The sequence below is a fragment of the Hwangdonia seohaensis genome (genome assembly GCF_031932625.1).
Classification (GTDB): domain Bacteria; phylum Bacteroidota; class Bacteroidia; order Flavobacteriales; family Flavobacteriaceae; genus Hwangdonia; species Hwangdonia seohaensis.
This window is the reverse complement of the sequence record NZ_JAVSCK010000001.1, coordinates 87,638-105,629: the sequence shown is the minus strand read 5'-3', so window position 1 is coordinate 105,629 and position 17,992 is coordinate 87,638. Positions and strand designations below refer to the sequence as shown.

At 35.4% G+C, this 17,992-nt stretch carries 17 protein-coding genes and 1 pseudogene; 13 read left to right on the top strand and 5 right to left on the bottom strand.

Going from position 1 to position 17,992, the window contains the following annotated elements:
- The first annotated feature begins 4 nt into the window (after positions 1-4).
- Genes RNZ47_RS00445 through RNZ47_RS00425 form a run of 5 tightly spaced genes read left to right on the top strand, consistent with a single transcriptional unit; the run spans position 5 to position 3,403 of the window.
- Positions 5-355, top strand: coding sequence for a hypothetical protein (locus tag RNZ47_RS00445; protein ID WP_311935019.1), 351 nt, complete (start codon positions 5-7; stop codon positions 353-355).
- 30 nt (positions 356-385) lie between these two features.
- Positions 386-727 (top strand): hypothetical protein, encoded by a 342-nt coding sequence (locus RNZ47_RS00440; RefSeq protein ID WP_311935017.1) that lies wholly within the window; start codon positions 386-388, stop codon positions 725-727.
- A gap of 58 nt (positions 728-785) precedes the next feature.
- On the top strand, positions 786-1,205 hold the full coding sequence (locus RNZ47_RS00435) for an META domain-containing protein (RefSeq protein WP_311935016.1): 420 nt from the start codon (positions 786-788) through the stop codon (positions 1,203-1,205).
- Positions 1,206-1,223: 18 nt separating this feature from the next.
- Positions 1,224-1,739 (top strand): hypothetical protein, encoded by a 516-nt coding sequence (locus RNZ47_RS00430; RefSeq protein ID WP_311935015.1) that lies wholly within the window; start codon positions 1,224-1,226, stop codon positions 1,737-1,739.
- A gap of 5 nt (positions 1,740-1,744) precedes the next feature.
- On the top strand, positions 1,745-3,403 hold the full coding sequence (locus RNZ47_RS00425) for a trypsin-like peptidase domain-containing protein (protein ID WP_311935014.1): 1,659 nt from the start codon (positions 1,745-1,747) through the stop codon (positions 3,401-3,403).
- A gap of 98 nt (positions 3,404-3,501) precedes the next feature.
- Here the strand turns inward: RNZ47_RS00425 and RNZ47_RS16255 are convergent.
- Positions 3,502-3,636: pseudogene (locus RNZ47_RS16255) on the bottom strand (2-oxo acid dehydrogenase subunit E2); the annotation flags it as partial.
- Positions 3,637-3,887: 251 nt separating this feature from the next.
- On the opposite strand from RNZ47_RS16255, the gene RNZ47_RS00420 reads away from it, so the two are divergent.
- From RNZ47_RS00420 to RNZ47_RS00410, 3 genes are all read left to right on the top strand, one after another.
- Positions 3,888-4,235 carry a hypothetical protein gene (locus RNZ47_RS00420; RefSeq protein ID WP_311935012.1) on the top strand — a complete coding sequence of 116 codons (348 nt, stop codon included), beginning with the start codon at positions 3,888-3,890 and terminating at the stop codon, positions 4,233-4,235.
- A 43-nt stretch (positions 4,236-4,278) separates the two neighbouring features.
- The gene (locus RNZ47_RS00415) at positions 4,279-6,312 is read left to right on the top strand and encodes a zinc-dependent metalloprotease family protein (RefSeq protein ID WP_311935010.1); all 2,034 of its coding nucleotides are present in this window, start codon (positions 4,279-4,281) and stop codon (positions 6,310-6,312) included.
- Between the two features lie 197 nt (positions 6,313-6,509).
- Positions 6,510-7,256, top strand: coding sequence for a head GIN domain-containing protein (locus RNZ47_RS00410; protein ID WP_311935007.1), 747 nt, complete (start codon positions 6,510-6,512; stop codon positions 7,254-7,256).
- A gap of 203 nt (positions 7,257-7,459) precedes the next feature.
- On the opposite strand, the gene RNZ47_RS00405 is transcribed toward RNZ47_RS00410, so the two are convergent.
- From RNZ47_RS00405 to gldA, 3 genes are all read right to left on the bottom strand, one after another.
- A complete protein-coding gene (locus RNZ47_RS00405) occupies positions 7,460-8,656 on the bottom strand; it encodes an acetate/propionate family kinase (protein WP_311935005.1) in 1,197 nt (398 codons plus the stop codon).
- A gap of 3 nt (positions 8,657-8,659) precedes the next feature.
- Positions 8,660-10,750, bottom strand: coding sequence for a phosphate acetyltransferase (gene pta, locus RNZ47_RS00400; protein WP_311935003.1), 2,091 nt, complete (start codon positions 10,748-10,750; stop codon positions 8,660-8,662).
- A 129-nt stretch (positions 10,751-10,879) separates the two neighbouring features.
- Entirely contained in the window at positions 10,880-11,776 is an 897-nt protein-coding gene (gene gldA / locus RNZ47_RS00395; protein ID WP_311935002.1) for a gliding motility-associated ABC transporter ATP-binding subunit GldA, read from the bottom strand.
- Positions 11,777-12,109: 333 nt separating this feature from the next.
- Between gldA and RNZ47_RS00390 the strand changes: the two genes are divergently transcribed.
- From RNZ47_RS00390 to RNZ47_RS00375, 4 genes are all read left to right on the top strand, one after another.
- Positions 12,110-12,937 carry a prephenate dehydratase gene (locus tag RNZ47_RS00390; RefSeq protein WP_311935000.1) on the top strand — a complete coding sequence of 276 codons (828 nt, stop codon included), beginning with the start codon at positions 12,110-12,112 and terminating at the stop codon, positions 12,935-12,937.
- Positions 12,934-14,079 carry a pyridoxal phosphate-dependent aminotransferase gene (locus RNZ47_RS00385; RefSeq protein WP_311934999.1) on the top strand — a complete coding sequence of 382 codons (1,146 nt, stop codon included), beginning with the start codon at positions 12,934-12,936 and terminating at the stop codon, positions 14,077-14,079. Before RNZ47_RS00390 ends, RNZ47_RS00385 begins: the two co-directional genes overlap by 4 nt.
- A gap of 103 nt (positions 14,080-14,182) precedes the next feature.
- Positions 14,183-15,034 (top strand): prephenate dehydrogenase, encoded by an 852-nt coding sequence (locus RNZ47_RS00380; protein ID WP_311937457.1) that lies wholly within the window; start codon positions 14,183-14,185, stop codon positions 15,032-15,034.
- 313 nt (positions 15,035-15,347) lie between these two features.
- Positions 15,348-16,430 (top strand): chorismate mutase, encoded by a 1,083-nt coding sequence (locus RNZ47_RS00375; protein WP_311934998.1) that lies wholly within the window; start codon positions 15,348-15,350, stop codon positions 16,428-16,430.
- Between the two features lie 55 nt (positions 16,431-16,485).
- Here the strand turns inward: RNZ47_RS00375 and RNZ47_RS00370 are convergent, their stop codons facing one another.
- Positions 16,486-16,938: a hypothetical protein gene (locus tag RNZ47_RS00370; protein ID WP_311934996.1), complete on the bottom strand. Its 453-nt coding sequence runs from the start codon at positions 16,936-16,938 to the stop codon at positions 16,486-16,488.
- A 79-nt stretch (positions 16,939-17,017) separates the two neighbouring features.
- On the opposite strand from RNZ47_RS00370, the gene rsgA reads away from it, so the two are divergent.
- On the top strand, positions 17,018-17,968 hold the full coding sequence (rsgA, locus tag RNZ47_RS00365; RefSeq protein ID WP_311934994.1) for a ribosome small subunit-dependent GTPase A: 951 nt from the start codon (positions 17,018-17,020) through the stop codon (positions 17,966-17,968).
- Positions 17,969-17,992 lie beyond the last annotated feature (24 nt).

The window sequence follows — 17,992 nt, the reverse complement described above, 5'->3', positions numbered from 1 at the left end:
AAATATGAAAACTACATTTTTGATAAAATTCTTTCTTATCCTCTTAATTTCAATGTCCTCTTGTGATGATGATAATAATATTGACCAAAATCTGTATTATTATGACCAAACTGGGTGTTCTGACCCATGGAATACAGGAAAAAATGATAGCAATACAAAAACCGCAACAGCGTTGAAGCAGTATTTTGAAAATTTAAATGTCGATATTTTGGGAATCAATTTCGAAAATATATCACAAGAAGGCGAAAACTCATGTGATGCCTGTGCTTGTACGACAGGAGTACGTATATTAATTAATATACTCGAAAGCGATAACCAAAAGGTAATAGATGTTGGATTTAAAAAAGTTGAATAAAATATCATAATCAACTTAATATCTATAAAAATGAAAAAAACAGTACTTTTTTTAATAGGATTTTTATGGCTTAATGTGTGTAATGCTCAAGTCGTAAGTAATTTTTATCCTGATGGAAACGCTTCGGATCAAATAGGATTTTCGAGTAAAATAACTAAATCTGCTAAAATCTTAACTCTTCCAACTTTTGATTTTGAAAAAATGAAAGATGAAGATCAAAAAGAATTAGATGAATTAGAACCTTATCGTTTTGGAAAAGACTTTGAGGCAAATATAAGTTTAGCCAATGGGGAGTGGAAAGAGATTTCAAATGGAAGAATTTGGAGCATGTCTTTTCGTTCCAAAAATGCTTATTCTTTGAATTTGATATAAAATTATATAACAATTTTTAATAATTAAAATCATGAAAAATATTAAAATACCAAAATTAATGCCTTTTATTATTTACCTATTTCTAGTGGGGTGCTCTAATAGCGATTCTCAAGTCAATGTTGATATTACACAATTTAACTGGAAATTGATATCAATCGAATTGGAAAATGAAACAATAACTGTATCTGAAGAGAGCTATGTTAAAGATTCGTCTTATATGCTAAAGTTTTTGGATAACTCAGCTTTTTCTTTGGATACGAGTATAAACGCAGCCATGGGTAAATATACAATCAACGGCAATTTATTGAAACTGACGGATTACCAGGAATTATCTGATGCTGGAACAAACGACCCTGAACAACTAAGAATCAATGAGCTTCTTATACAACGGCTTGTAAAAACATCGGAATTCAATACCGATGAAGATAATTTAATCCTAATTAGCATGAACGATGCGTTTATTTTTAAAAAAAATTAACCTTTAAACACCAATCAAATGAAAACCAATCTAATTTCTACCTTAATTTTTGCTCTTTTTTTTACTACTTGTGTTTTTTCTCAAAAGAAAAAAGAAGGAAATCCCTTTAGCATGATAGTTAAAACAACTAAAAAGGAAATCCCCGTAATTACTATGCCATCTATCACTCAGTCGGAAATAGATTATATTAAAACAAAAAACGAATTAGATGGCGAAAAATTTCAGTTTGCCTATGGTTTTGATGTCAAAATAAATGTCAAAGAGAAATCAGTAGTTGATACATTGAAAAATGGATTATTATACCGTTTAAGTATACTATCAAAGGGAGCTAAATCTCTAAATATAATTTTTGGAAAGTACAACTTACCGCAAGGAGCTAAACTTTATTTATATGGAAATAACCATAGAACAATAAAAGGGGGATTTACAAATGAAAACAATAAATCCAATAAGAAGTTAGCAGTTGAGCCTGTTTTTGGAGAGCAAATCACTTTGAGCCATTCAATATTCAAAACACAAATAACCTTATTATAAGCAAGGTGTCTCACGATATATATGGTATTGAAGATGGCGATTTTGGAAATTCAGGGAATTGTCAAGTCGATATAAATTGTCCTGAAGGAAGTGCATGGCAAGATATCAAACGTTCTGTTGTCAAAATTATTATTAACGGTACAGGTTTGTGTTCTGGTGCTTTAATAAATAATACCGCTGAAGACGAAACACCATACATACTAACTGCTGCTCATTGTATTTGTGAGCAGAATGATGCTGAAAATTCGGTTTACATTTTCAACTACGAAAGTCCAACTTGTAATGGAGTTGATGGAAGTGTTTCCCAGTCTATATCAGGGGCTGATGTTCGTTCTACAAGTACGCCTTCAGATTTTAGCCTACTTGAATTATCTACTGGGATTCCTAATTCTTATGATGTATATTATGCCGGTTGGGATAGGAGAAACGTAATTTCTAATTCTGGTGTTGGTATTCACCATCCAATGGGTGATGTAAAGAAAATATCAACTTATAATGTAGCTACAACCGATTCAAATTGCATGGGCTTTAATAGAGATAACGGTTGTGGCAATTTTTTTGTTCCAAACGAGAATTTTTGGAGAGTAAATTGGGTTTCTACCGCCAATGGGCATTCTGTTACGGAAAGTGGTTCTTCGGGTTCTCCTTTATTTAATGACCATTCTAGGATAATTGGTCAACTCTGGGGTGCTGGTTTTTGTAATAATACAAATTGTACAAATCCGGGTGCAGATACAGGAAATTATGGTAAAATATTTTCTTCATGGGATGGAGCTAATGCCCAGAGCAGATTAAGAGATTGGTTAGATCCAGGAAATACAGGAAACACCGTTTTGGATGGTATGTTTCAGCAAACCATCGATGGTTCTTTAATTGTGTGTTCAAATACATCATACACGTTACAAAATGGGGGTGCTACATCGTGGCAAGTGTCATCAAATTTACTGATTGTTAGCAGTAATGCAACTTCAATCACAGTTAAACCAAAATACAGTTCTGGAAGTACAGGTTGGATAAGGGCAAACTTTGGTCCTGGGATTTCAATAACTAAGAATGTGCAAGTAAACAACCCAACATTAACCAATAACGATGTTTTTGTCCGCGATGGTTACTACAACAATTTAAGCGGTAGTGGTACTTATTCCGATCCATATTTAATTTGCAATGGAGGAGAAGAGCACGTTATCAATATGGATTCAAACAACGTAAATAGCATAAATTATACCACGATACCAAGTGGTTGGACATCGTATTCTTATGGTGTTTACGAAATTGCCTTTACGCCCAATAACATGAATTACGGTAACACTTACGCCATAGATGTAGATTATGTTGGAGCTTGTGGCAACAGCGTACATACTATGTATTTTAAGAAAGACGATTATTGCTTTGGTGGGTATTTTAAAGTAGTTCCAAACCCAATAACATCTACAGAGCTTAATATTGTAAAGAAAAATAATAACGAAACAAAAGCTTTTAATGCCAACAACGAAGTTGAGTTTTTGTTGCTTAACGATATGGGCGTACAATTAAAATCAAAAAAAGACCTAACCAATAAAAAGAATTATACTTTAAACATTCCCAACTTAAAAAATGGCATGTATTATTTAAAGGTAATAACAGAAAAACATACCGAAGTGCACAGAATACTTGTGGACCGTTAAAAGTTACTGTCCATAGCTAATGTGGTCAAAAATTATTAATTGAAAAAGCGAGCTACTTAACAAAAGGTAGCTCGCTTTTTTATTTGCAAAAGTTATTATTAAAGATCCAATGCTTTTTTAACATCGCTATCCATTAATAATTCTATTGGGTTTTCTAAAGCTTCTTTTACGCCACTAAAAACCCTACAGATTCTTTATCCATCTATAATTTTGTGGTTGTACGATAGCGCCACAGCTACTCCCCGTATAAGCTTGTACTCGCACCCTGTTGGGTGTCGTAAACGTTTATGTTTTCTCTAAAATAAACGTACCTCACACTTATTTAAGCGTATTCAAAAACACAAAAAATCTTACAAAAACTGACTTATATCATATTACACAAGTTTTAAATAGGCTAGTTTTGCTTAAAATTATTTCTTACAAAAATTGAAGCAACCTTTTAGGTGTTTTTGCATCTAATGGGTATAACCTTAAATATAAAACTATGAAGTCTTTGATTGTTTTTTTTGTAGGAATAACATTGATGTGTTGTTCCAATAGTGATGAATCTATCAATCCAACCTGCTATAAAGATGAAAACAGAAAGGTGATAGCTACATTTGAAAATGCTAAAGGGAAAATTATTGGCCCTAACAGTCAAACTTGTTCTAAACTTTTTACTTTGGAAGATAAATCTGGAAAATACACATTAACATTTAGCCCTTGTAATCTTACAGAAGAATTTAAGGAAGATGGATTAGATGTTGTTTTTAGTGGTTATTTATTTGAAACATTTGAAGTTGAGAATATTTGCGCACCCCCTTTTGAACTCACTAAAATAAAAGTTGAGTAGAAAAATAAATTATTCAAAATTAAAATAAAACACAGCGATAATTATGAAAAGACAATTATTATTCATTCTTCTATTTGGAATTAATTTTTTCTTGTTGCAAGCACAACATAAATTGAAAGGCTCTGACATTGATATGAACATTGGTCAATTAAAAGGTTTAGATAATCTGTTTAGTGAATTTGAGGTGTTTAAAATTGATTTGGTAAAACTAAATACCATTGTTTCTAATGGGAATGAAACTCAATTAGATTGGCAGATAGGTAATAAACATCAATATTCACTATCTCTTTACAATAAAGATATTAGGTCTTTAAGTTATCGAGAAAGTTTATCTGTTTCAGATACTAATATAGAATTTAAGCCTGTCGGAAAATCAAAAACCTATAGAGGGCAAACTGGTGATGGTGGTTTTGTAAGATTAACAATCACACATGATTTTATTTATGGTATTATCGAGACAAAAAATGGGTTAATGGTTATCGATCAGTTAAAATATGTGCTAAATAACAAGAACATTCCATCAAATCAACTTATAATTTATAGCTATAAGGATGTTAAGCAAACAGATGGATTTTGTGATACTGTTGATAAGGTTTTTGAAAAAACAGGAAATAAGACTGAAACAGAAATAATCCAAAGAGCAACAACTAACTGTATGATATTAGAAGTAGCAACAGATGCGGATTTTGAGTATTTTCAAGAATATGGAGGTGATTCTAATGATAGAATTTTAGCTGAATTTAATAATATTGAAGGTATTTATGCGACTACATTTGATTTGGAAATAGTTATAGTACATCAAAATGTATGGACAACAATCAATGATCCTTATGTGTCTACCTCAGGTTCAACTATTAATAGTGAGATAGGTAATACATGGCAAACTACATTTGGAAACGTAAAAAGAGATTTGACACATATGTTTACTGGTAAAGACTTAGGGGGTTTATTAGGCAGAACTTCAGGCATCGGTAATGTCTGTGTTGATGCTAATGCAAATAGTTTTACTGTGGATGTTGACGAAAGTAATTCTTATACGGTAGCTCACGAAATTGGACATAACTTAGGGGCCGTTCATCCAAACGGAGACCCCAACTCTTTCTGCGGAGGTACAGATCTTCAACGTACTGTGATGTGTCAGGGAGGAAATATTGCTAATATTGTATTTTCTGCTTTTTCTCAAAATCAAATTAACAACTTTATTTCTGAAAACTCAGCATGCCTATTTGAGTTTGATTATATTTCATCAATACTTGGTAATAATAATATTTGCGTTAATAATTCGGATGCTTATACTTTGAACGTGCCTAATGAGGCAAATATAACTTGGTCGTTGAGTAATTCTAATGCTAGAATTGTTTCTGGTCAAGGTACTACTACCATAACTATTGAAGGCTTGAACTTTGGAAGTGTAAACTTAACTGCGTCAGTTGATTTTGTTTGTCAAGATCCTACTTTGGTAATTCAAGAATTATGGATTGGAGAGCCAATTATTTCTTCAAACGATGTTTTTGTACGTGATAGCTATTACAACAATTTAAGCGGTAGTGGTACTTATTCCGACCCTTATATAGTTTGTAATGGCGAAGAATATGTAATCAATATGGATTCAAACAACGTTAACAGTATAAATTATACCACGATACCAAGTGGTTGGACATCGTATTCTTATGGTGTTTACGAAATTGCCTTTACGCCCAATAACATGAATTACGGTAACACTTACGCCATAGATGTAGATTATGTTGGAGCTTGTGGCAACAGCGTACATACTATGTATTTTAAGAAAGACGATTATTGCTTTGGTGGGTATTTTAAAGTAGTTCCAAACCCAATAACATCTACAGAGCTTAATATTGTAAAGAAAAATAATAACGAAACAAAAGCTTTTAATGCCAACAACGAAGTTGAGTTTTTGTTGCTTAACGATATGGGCGTACAATTAAAATCAAAAAAAGACCTAACCAATAAAAAGAATTATACTTTAAACATTCCCAACTTAAAAAATGGCATGTATTATTTAAAGGTAATAACAGAAAAACATACCGAAGTACACAGAATACTTGTAGACCGCTAAAAGTAAGTGGTTATCAGTAAAACGAAAAAAGCCCTATAATTTCTTTTTAAAAAATTATGGGGTTTTTGTTTGGGTTTTTTAATATAAACTGAAAGCTTAATAATAGTTGTTCGCAATACCTATATTTGCCAAAATTAAAAAGATAAAAATGGATTCCTTCCCGATGGTTATCGAGACTCATGGGTATGACAAAAAAAATGAAACAAATTATTTACATATTCGCATTAATTTTAATTTTTTCCTGCGACAGCGAAAACGCAAACGACTGTTTCCAGAAAACAGGTGCTATTGTTAAAAAAGAAATAGTTGTTGATACTTTTGAAAAAATATTGGTAAACCGCGATATTGAACTAATCATTAAAGACGGCGCAACCCAAAAGGTAAGTATTGAAACCGGCGAAAATTTAATGAACGATGTTACCGCCACTGTAGTTGACGGCAGACTAACACTTACCGATAATAATAGTTGTAATTATGTACGCGATTATGGCATAACCAAAGTGTATATAACATCGCCAAGCATTACCGAAATACGCAGTTCCACGCAATACGATGTGCGATCGGATGGTGTTTTAAGCTACCCGAGTTTAACCGTTTTATCCGAAGATTACGGTGCGCCCGATACTTTTACCAACGGCAATTTCAGGCTTCAAATAGATAATAATGCTTTTACGTTGGTGTATAACAATCTATCGAATTGTTTTGTTTCCGGAAAAACCAACAGCCTAAACATTACGTTTGCCGCAGGCACCTCGCGTTTTGAAGGTCGCGAGTTAATGGCTCAAAATGTTACTATTTGGAATAGAAGTTCTAACGATATGATTGTAAATCCGCAACAATCCATTACCGGCAAAATATCGGGAACGGGCAATGTTATTGCCGTGAACAAACCAGCAACCGTTGCCGTGGAAGAGCAATACAAAGGCCGTTTAATTTTTGAGTAAATTTTAGTGGTTTGTCATTTTCGACAGAATATTCCCGATAGCTATCGGTAGAATGACGAGAAATCTTTTAGCCATGAGATTCCTCTTCATTTATTTCTCCAAATACTTTCAAACAAAATTATATTTTGATTTCAGTAGCCTTCTACAAGAATGACAAATAGTTTTTCAGTATTAGCCTGAATTAGTTTATTAACTTTATGGCTTTAATTTGAAATGGTTTCAAACAAACTCACCGACTGTTTCGCTATTTCCAATTCTTCGTTTGTTGGGATGACCAATATTTTAACCTTAGATGTTTCGGTGTTAACGGCTTTTAAGCTTTTGGGTCTGCAATTGTTCTTTTCCGCATCTAATTCAATGCCTAAAAAATCTAAATCTTTGCAAATTTCTTGCCTCATAAATTGCGAGTTTTCGCCAATGCCTGCAGTAAACACAATAGCATCCAATCCGTTTAAAATAGCAGCGTAACTGCCTATGTATTTTTTTATGCGGTACACATTCATTTGTAAAGCTAACTGGCAGGCTTTATTGCCCTTTTCAGCTTCGGCCTCAATATCCCTTAAATCGCTAAAACCGGTTAACCCCAACATGCCGCTTTCTTTTAATAAAAGTTTATTAATGTCGTTTAAATTATAACCTAATTTATCGGCCAAATAAAAGGTAAAAGCGGGGTCGATATCGCCCGAGCGTGTGCCCATTACCAATCCTCCCAAAGGTGAGAACCCCATAGAATGGTCAATGCTTTTTCCGTTTTTAACCGCCGTCATACTGCAACCATTACCTAAATGAATACTGATGATTTTTGAATCTTTTTTTCCTAAATATGCAATGGCTTTTTCCGAAACATATTTATGGCTCGTACCATGAAATCCGTACAAACGAATGTTGTACTTTTCTGAAAATGTTTTGGGAATAGCATATTTATACACGTGTTCTGGAACAGATTGATGAAATGCCGTATCGAAAACCGCCACTTGTTTGGCCTTGGGGAAAATAGCCTCGGCAACTTCGATGCCTTCCAGATTTGGTGGATTGTGCAACGGTGCTAACGACGATAATGCTTTTATTTTGTTTTTTACAGTTTCGGTAATTTCGGTGGTGTCGCTAAAATGACTGCCACCATGCACCACACGATGCCCAACAATAGTTATGGCATCGGTAGATTTTATAACACCAGTTTCTTTATCCAAAAGTTGATTGGCCAATAATTCCAAACCGATTTTATGATTGGGAATGTTTTCAACAATTTCAATGGTATCATTTTCCGTTTTGAATTTGAATTTGGCATCGGTAAACCCAATGCGTTCAATTAAACCAGAGCACAAAATGATTTCTTCTGGCATTTGAAACAGTTGAAATTTTAATGAGGAACTTCCAGAATTTAAAACTAATACTTGCATAAATTAAAGGTCTTGTGCTTGTATGGCGGTTATTATTACGGTGCTATAAATATCGTCGGCAGTACAGCCACGGCTTAAATCGTTAACAGGTTTGTTAAGGCCTTGTAACATGGGGCCAATGGCCAATGCACCGGTTTCACGTTGTACGGCTTTATAGGTGTTGTTTCCCGTGTTTAAATCTGGGAAAATAAGCACGCTTGCTTGTCCGGCAACATCAGAATCCGGTAATTTACTTTTTCCAATGCGCATATCTACGGCGGCATCGTATTGGATGGGGCCTTCAATTTTTAAATCCGGGACTAAATTTTTAGCAATTTCCGTGGCTTTTCTAACCTTATCGACTTCTTCACCTTTTCCGGATGCGCCAGATGAATAGGACAGCATCGCCACTTTAGGTTCAACACCAAAATTTTTGGCTGTTTTAGCCGATGAAATAGCAATTTCAGCCAACTGTTCGGCATTGGGATTTGGGTTAATGGCGCAATCGCCAAAAATAGAAACACGATCCTCTAAACACATAAAAAATACGGACGACACAATATTAACACCGGGTTTGGTTTTAATAAACTGTAAGGCTGGTCGCAGGGTGTGAGCCGTTGTGTGCAGTGCTCCCGATACCATACCATCGGCGTGTCCTTTGTAAATCATCATAGTGGCAAAATACGACACATCGGTCATGGCATCTTTGGCCATATCCAAATTCACGTCTTTATGCTTTCTAAGCTCATAAAAAGTGTTTACGTAATCATCAAAATGAGGGGATTTAACGGGGGAAACAATATTAATATCATCAATATCCAAGGCAATGTCGAACTTTTCAATACGTTCTTTTATCTTATCTTTTTCACCAATTAAGGTGATGTTTACAACATGAGCATCAATTAATCTTGCCGTGGCGCGTAGTATACGTTCGTCGTAACCTTCGGGCAATACAATGTGTTTTTTGTCTTTTAAAGCGCGTTGCAACAAATTATACTGAAACATTCTTGGAGTGAAAATATCGGATTCGAAGGTGATTAAATCCTCTGATAATTTATCGGTATCAACGTGTTTTTCGAAGGTGGCAATCGATGTTGTAATCTTGTCGATATTCTCAGCGTATATTTTAGATTTTATTTTTCCAATGGTGTTGGTCACGTGGAAGGTGCCTTCTTTGGCGCTAATTATGGGCACCACGCTCGACAGTCCTTCAATTAATTTTAAAATGGGGTCTTCCGGAATTAATCCACCGGTTAAAATAATACCAGATATTTTAGGGTAATTTTTAGAGATGTTGGCTTGTAGGGCGCCTAAAATAATATCGGCTCTATCGCCCGGAGTAATTACTAAAGCATTCTCTTTTAAGTGCGTTAAATAATTACGCAATTGCATAGCGCCCACACTAAAACTATCTATTTGATTGTTAATTAGGTATTTACCAAAAAGTATGGTGCCGTCTAGTTTTTTGAAGATTTCTTTTAAAGTAGGACTCGCTAAACTTTTAATTTTAGGAATAACACTGATATCGGTACCGTTATTAATTCGGTTTTTTAATTGTGTTTTTAATTCGGTAAGATAATCGGGATTGACTTTATTGGTCATTATCGACAATACATCCACTTCTTCTTTAAATGTGTCGTGAGCCAACTGCACATTGTCCACAATTTCCTTTATATCTTTACCGTCGCCTTGCGATACAATTATAACCGGCAACCCTAAGTTTTTGGAGATTAGAATATTAATATCCAGTTCTAAACTAGAATTTTCGTGCGAGAAATCGGTGCCTTCAACCAATACAAAATCGAAGCGTTCTTCGAGGTATTTATACTTTTTAATGATTTCGTCGATAACCTCTCCGGATTTCCCTTGGTTATATAAATCCAGTACCTCGTTTCGGGTATAAACGAATGTTTTTTTGTAGTTGATATCAATTTCAAAATGCGAGATTACAGTGCTGATGTGGTTGTCCATTTCACCATCTTCGGTGTCTTCTATAATCGGTCTGAAATAGCCCACCTTTGCCGTTTTTCCTAAAAGCATACGCATTAAACCCAGTACGGCAACAGATTTTCCGCTGTTGGGTTCAATAGTCGCTACATAAATTCCTTTACTCATTTTTGATTATTTTTTTCCTTTGCAAAGATAGTTCTTTGCTTCCTTTACGAAAGATGATTTTTGTCATGCTTTTAAACTAAAAGTCATCTTTTTTCGAAACTAAAAAAAACCGAAACGATACTTTAAAAGTTATTCTGTGGTCAACTCCCTAAACAAAGTTTCTAAACTTGCATTTTTTTGATTGAGCTGAAGAATTTTTAATTGGTTATCATGTGCAAAATCAAATACATGAGAGCGCATGTCTTCGGTGGTTTTAAACGTAATTTCGTAAACAAAATCATAAGTGTTCACCACGCGGTCAGCTTTTGGGAGTTTTAATAAAAAGGCATCTTCAACGCGGTAATCAAACTCCACAATAATGGTTTGCTCTTTGCTTTCACGAAGTTCTTTCAGTTTTTTATCGGCAACAATTTCACCTTTGTTGATAATGATTACGCGGTCGCACATGGCTTCAACCTCTTGCATAATGTGTGTGGATAAAAACACGGTTTTGGTTTTGCCAATGTTTTTAATAAGGTTCCTAATATCTATAAGCTGGTTGGGGTCTAAACCCGTTGTGGGCTCGTCTAAAATCAACACATCGGGGTCGTGCAATAGGGCGTTTGCCAAACCTACGCGCTGCCGATAGCCTTTCGATAGCTGCCCAATTTTTTTGTGCACTTCGGGTGTTAAACCGGTAAGTTCAATCACTTCGGCAATACGTTTTTTGGGTACTTTGTAAATAGTTGCATTAAAGGTTAAGTATTCTTTAATGTACATATCTAAATACAAGGGGTTGTGCTCAGGCAAATACCCTACACTTTTTTGTACTTTTTGTGTGTTTTCGGTAATGTCGAATCCATTAACTTTAGCAACACCGTTTGTGGCGTTAACATAAGTAGTCAATATTTTCATCATGGTTGATTTTCCGGCGCCATTGGGACCTAAAAAACCAACAATTTCAGGTTTTTCAACCTTAAAGGATACGTGGTTTAATGCTTTCTGATTTCCGTAAAGTTTCGAAACTCCTTCAACTTCAATAGACATATTTAAAATATTTATTCAAAAATAATGATTATCTAATATTATATTCGTTTTACTGTAAAATCTTTAAAACTTTTAATAAAAACGAAAAAAAGATTATATAGTATTTTGATTTCTTGAAATATTATTTACTTTAGCCCCGTAATTATTATGACAACAGTATATTATACATATTTTAACAATTGGTTTTATTTCTTTTTTAGCAAAAGGAACGAGGCGTTGTATGTATAATTTATAACTATAAATTTTAATATAAGTCTCGATGAAAATCGGGACTTTTTTTGTTCAACTTTTGTTTGAACAACGGCAATGAAGATTATTTAAAAAAACTAAATTTTGATAAAAACAGTAGCTATACAAGGTGTAAAAGGATCGTTCCATCATATCGTATCCCAGCAATTTTTTGATAATGATGTAAAAGCTATGGAATGCTTAACCTTTGATGGTGTTGTTGAGGCTTTGATAAACGGCGATTGCGATGCTGCAATTATGGCTTTAGAGAATTCCATTGCCGGTTCTATAATACCAAATTACGCCTTAATCGACAACCGAAATTTACACATTGTTGGCGAGCATTATTTAGATATTCAGCACAATTTCATGGCGCTTAAAAACCAGAGTATTGCCGATATAAAAGAAGTGTATTCGCACCCCATGGCACTGTTGCAATGTAAAGAGTTTTTTAAGCAACATCCGCACATCAAACTGATTGAAGACAAAGATACCGCCGAGGTTGCACAACGCATTAGCACACATAAACTAAAGGGTGTTGGCGCCATTGCCAGTGTAATGGCCGCCGATATTTTCGAGCTCGATATTTTGGCACATAGCATACAAACCATTAAACATAACGAAACTCGATTTGCTATTGTAAAACGCACGAATTCCGAAATTGTTGAAGCAGAAACCAACAAGGCTTCCTTGAAGTTTGAGGCCAATCACAAACGGGGCAGTTTAGCCGCTATTTTAAATGTGATGAGCGATTGCAAACTGAATTTAACAAAAATCCAATCGTTACCAATTATTGAAACACCTTGGAAATATGCCTTTTTTGTAGATGTTACCTTTGAGGATTTTTCAGATTTCAAAAAAGCAAAATCGTTAACAGAAATAATGGCAGATAATTTTAAAGTTTTAGGCGAATATAAAAATGCAAAGCTATGATTGAAGTCGCTAACCGCTTACATACCGTTGAAGAATACTACTTCTCAAAAAAATTGAGAGAAGTCAATCTGCTTATTGCAAGCGGAAAACCAATTATCAATCTTGGTATAGGTAGTCCCGATTTGCAACCGCCAAAAAAAGTAATTGAGGCATTAACCAACGGTTTGTTAAGCCCCAATGCCCATAAATACCAAAGCTACCAAGGGTTGCCGGAATTACGGGAAGCTATGGCCGGTTTTTATAAAACGCATTTTTCGGTAAACCTAAGTGCTAATACCGAAATACTTCCGTTAATGGGAAGTAAAGAGGGAATTATGCATATTTCGATGGCGTATTTGAATGAAGGCGATGCCGTTTTAATACCAAATCCCGGTTATCCAACCTACCAATCGGTAACAAAATTAGTGGGAGCAAAACCTGTTTTTTACGAATTGGATGCCACTAACAATTGGTTGCCCGATTTAAAAAGTTTAGAACAAACGGATTTGAGCCAAGTGAAATTGATGTGGGTTAATTATCCACACATGCCAACGGGGGCGCAACCAACAGAAACTGTGTTTGAAGATTTAGTGGCCTTTGCAAAACGACATAATATTTTAATAGTAAACGACAATCCGTATAGCTTTATCCTCAACGATTCACCAAAAAGTATTTTAAGCGTTAAAGGCGCAAAAGATGTGTGTTTGGAGCTTAATTCGTTAAGCAAAACCTTTAATATGGCAGGTTGGCGCGTGGGCATGTTGGTAGGGGATAGCGAACATGTTAACCATGTTTTAAAGGTGAAAAGCAACATGGATTCCGGTATGTTTTACGGTATCCAAAAAGGTGCCATTGAAGCTTTAAAATGTTCTAAAATGTGGTTTAGTACATTAAACAGTGTATATCAGCAACGGCGCGATTTGGTTTGGCAATTGGCCGATGCTTTAAACTGTACCTACGATAAAAATGCCACGGGACTTTTTGTTTGGGCAAAATTACCAGCGAATGTAAGAGCAGAGGAGTTTATAGATTTAATATTGAAAGAGAACCATATTTTTATAACACCCGGAACTATTTTTGGGAGTCAGGGCGAAGGTTATATTCGGTTTTCTTTATGTGCATCAACAGAGGTTTTAGAAGAAGCCATTGCAAGAGTAAAATGAGTTTACAGTCGCAGTCGCAGTAAACAGTTATATAATAAATGAAAGAATAATAATTAGATAATTTTTGAAAGCCCTCTCTTTTGGAGAGGGTTGGGAGAGGCTTATGAAAAACATATATATAATAGGCGTTGGTTTAATTGGTGGCAGTCTTGCTATTGATATTAAAAAGAATAATCCAGATATGGTTATTCACGGTATTAGTAGAAAAGATGCCACGTTAGAAACGGCTTTATCACTTAATTTAATTGATAAAAAAGCGACTTTAGACGATATTGAACATGCCGATTTGGTAATTGTGTCCATTCCCGTTGATGCAACGGTTACATTGTTGCCAACCATTTTGGATAAGATTTCGGATAACGGATTGGTTGTAGATGCGGGCTCAACAAAAGAGGACATCTGTTTGGCAGTCGCAAACCACCCTAAGCGAAGAAATTTTTTGGCCATGCATCCTATTGCTGGCACAGAACATTCGGGTCCAAACGCAGCAATACCTGGGTTGTTTATTGGTAAAACAAATATTATTTGCGAAGTTGAAAAAACCGCCTTTAAGCTTCAAGAAAAAGCGTTAAAATTGTTTGCCGATGTTGGTATGCGCATGCGCTACATGAATCCTGTGGCGCACGATAAGCACATTGCGTATATGTCGCATTTATCGCATATCAGTTCGTTTATGTTGGGTAAAACAGTAATCGATAAAGAAAAAAACGAGCGCGATATTTTTGATATGGCGGGCAGTGGATTTGCTTCCACAGTGCGATTGGCAAAAAGTTCGCCAGAAATGTGGACCCCCATTTTTAAACAAAACAAAACCAATGTTATTGAAACTTTAGAGGAGTACATAATAAACCTCACGCATTTTAAGGAATTGATGAAACAAGATGATTTTGATGCGATTTTTAATGAAATGAAAGATACCAATTATATAAAAGATATTTTAAACGGCATGGGTTAAAGCCCCTCCTAACCTCCCCAAAGGGGAGGGGTGCTCACTCTTGAGTGAGACCCGAGAGGTTTTAAAGAACTCGATAGATTTGAGTTTGAGTACGTGTTCCCCTCCTTTGGAGGGGCTAGGGGTGGGTTTTTAGAGCAAGAGTGATGCGCTAGGGATTGCAGAGGAAAGCCCACAGCGAGCCTTTTTTGGCGAAGCGAGGACTTGTAACGTAAAGCCCGACCCCTTTTTCGGGGTAACGCCCAAATTATGAGCATTAATTAGTAAAAATTAAATAGTAAACGGAATAGCTTTAGTGGCTAAATATTAAGGAAAAATGGAAAACAAAAAAGAAATGAGAACCTGGTTAGATGATTTAAAGTTAGATCATCCGTTAGTAATTGCAGGACCATGTAGCGCAGAAACCGAAGAGCAAGTTTTAAAAATAGCTCACGAGCTTAAAGATACCGATGTAAGTTATTTTAGAGCAGGTATTTGGAAACCAAGAACACGCCCCGGTATGTTTGAGGGCGTTGGTGCTTTAGGATTAAAATGGTTGCAAAAAGTAAAGGCCGAAACAGGAATGAAAGTGTGTACCGAGGTAGCCAATGCAGCACACGTTAAATTGGCTTTGGAACACGATGTGGATTTATTGTGGATTGGTGCACGATCAACCGTAAGTCCGTTTATTATGCAAGAAATTGCCGATGCTTTAAGAGGCACTGACAAACCGGTGTTGATAAAAAATCCGGTTAATCCAGATTTAGCTTTGTGGCTAGGTGGCATTGAAAGAATTTATAAAGCGGGTGTTAAAAATATTGGCGCTATACACCGTGGGTTTTCAACGTACGAAAAATCTAAATACAGAAATAATCCGGAGTGGCAATTGGCCATTGAGTTTCAAAATAAATTCCCGGACATTGCCTTAATTAACGACCCGTCGCATATTACTGGCAAGCGCGATATGATTTTTGATATCTCCCAAACGGCATTGGATTTGAATTTTGATGGATTGATGATTGAAACGCACTACGACCCTGAGAATGCGTGGAGTGATGCGGCACAACAAGTAACGCCATCTACTTTGGTTCAAATTATGAAGGATTTGAAAATAAGAAAAGAAACCGATGCCGAAGCTGAGTACATAACGGCATTGAATAATTTAAGAGCGCAGATTGATGTGATTGATAATCAAATTATAGGTTTGTTGGGCAAACGTATGGTTGCCGCCGATAGCATTGGCGCTCTTAAAAAGCAAAAAAACGTTGCGGTGTTGCAAAGCAAACGTTGGAACGAGATTTTGGGCAATATGGTTTTAGAAGGTCAAGACCACGGATTGAGCGAAGAGTTTATCTTAAAAATGTTTAAAGCCATTCACCAAGAATCTATTAATCACCAAGAGAAGATCATTAAAGGCTAATACCTAGCAATAAAAAAATGCCTCGCTTTTTGCGAGGCATTTTTTATGTTGAATATTATTGTTTGTTTCTTTTAAAAATATAACGGGTTATAAAAATACCTTGGCCGTCACCTTTTCCGCTATCGCTTTCAACGGCACTGGTAACAAATGCCAATTCCCAGCCTTCGGTAACCATCGTATTTATTTTTGAAGTAATAACAGCATCATTTGCAGCGATGTTCTGAAAACGGATACCACCAAGATTAAAGAAGTTCAATAATTTGGTTTCATCAAAATCCTTAACTCTTATCTCGCCACGTTTTGATTTGTTACGCGTGTTATCGTCTTCGGTTTGGGTGCTGGTAAATTCTTCGAAATTTTTTTCTTCATTGGCACTAATAAGTCTGGAGCGTCCTAAACCGCTGGAAACTATAGATTCTACGCTGGTAATAACTTTATATTCCACTTGGGCGTTTATTTCAACGAAGCCAAATAAGGACATGCAGAATACTACTAAAATTTTTTTCATATGGTTGATGTTTTTTAAATTAAGCCTCTAATATAATTCATTAACTTAAAAGTTGTTAATTTGTATTATAATTAAATGAATGACAGGACGCGTATATAAATCTACAGGAAGTTGGTACACCGTTAAAACCGAATTGGGTGATACTTACCAATGCCGTATAAAAGGCAAATTTAGGTTAAAGGGTATAAAAAGCACCAATCCCATTGCGGTGGGCGATATTGTGGATTTTGAACTGGAAACCGACCAAAATCAAGAATCCGGTGTTATTTATAACATTCACGACCGAACCAATTATATTGTTAGGAAATCGGTAAATCTATCGAAACAAACCCATATCATTTCGGCGAATATCGATCTGGTTTTTTTAATGATTACCATTAATAATCCACCAACGTTAACCAGTTTTATCGATAGGTTTTTGGTAACAGCCAATGCGTATTCCATTAAAACCGTTTTGCTTTTTAATAAAATTGACACCTACGACGAAGAGACGTTAAACGAAGTAAAATACCTAGCGCATATTTATAGAAAAATCGGGTACGAATGTATTGGGGTGTCTGCGGTAACAGGAAAAAACGTTGATAAAGTAAAAGCGTTAATGCAAGGTAAGGTTAGCGTGTTTTCCGGCCATTCGGGCGTTGGTAAATCCACGCTTATAAACACCATTGAGCCTTCGTTAAATATAAAAACAAAAGAGATTTCTACCCAACATAACCAAGGGCAGCATACCACAACATTTGCTGAAATGTTCGATTTAAGTTTTGGAGCCAAAATTATCGATACACCCGGAATAAAGGGTTTTGGCGTGGTGGATATGGACAAAGAGGAAGTGGGCGATTATTTTCCCGAAATATTCAAACTAAAACAAGATTGCAAATTCAATAATTGCTTGCATACCCAAGAACCAGATTGTGCCGTTAAAAAAGCCTTGGACGATGATGAAATAGCCTTTTCGCGCTACCGCAGTTATTTGCAAATTATTGAAGGCGAAGACGAACACTATAGAACCGATGTTTGGGATAAAGAATAATTAATTGGCATAATAAAAATAGTT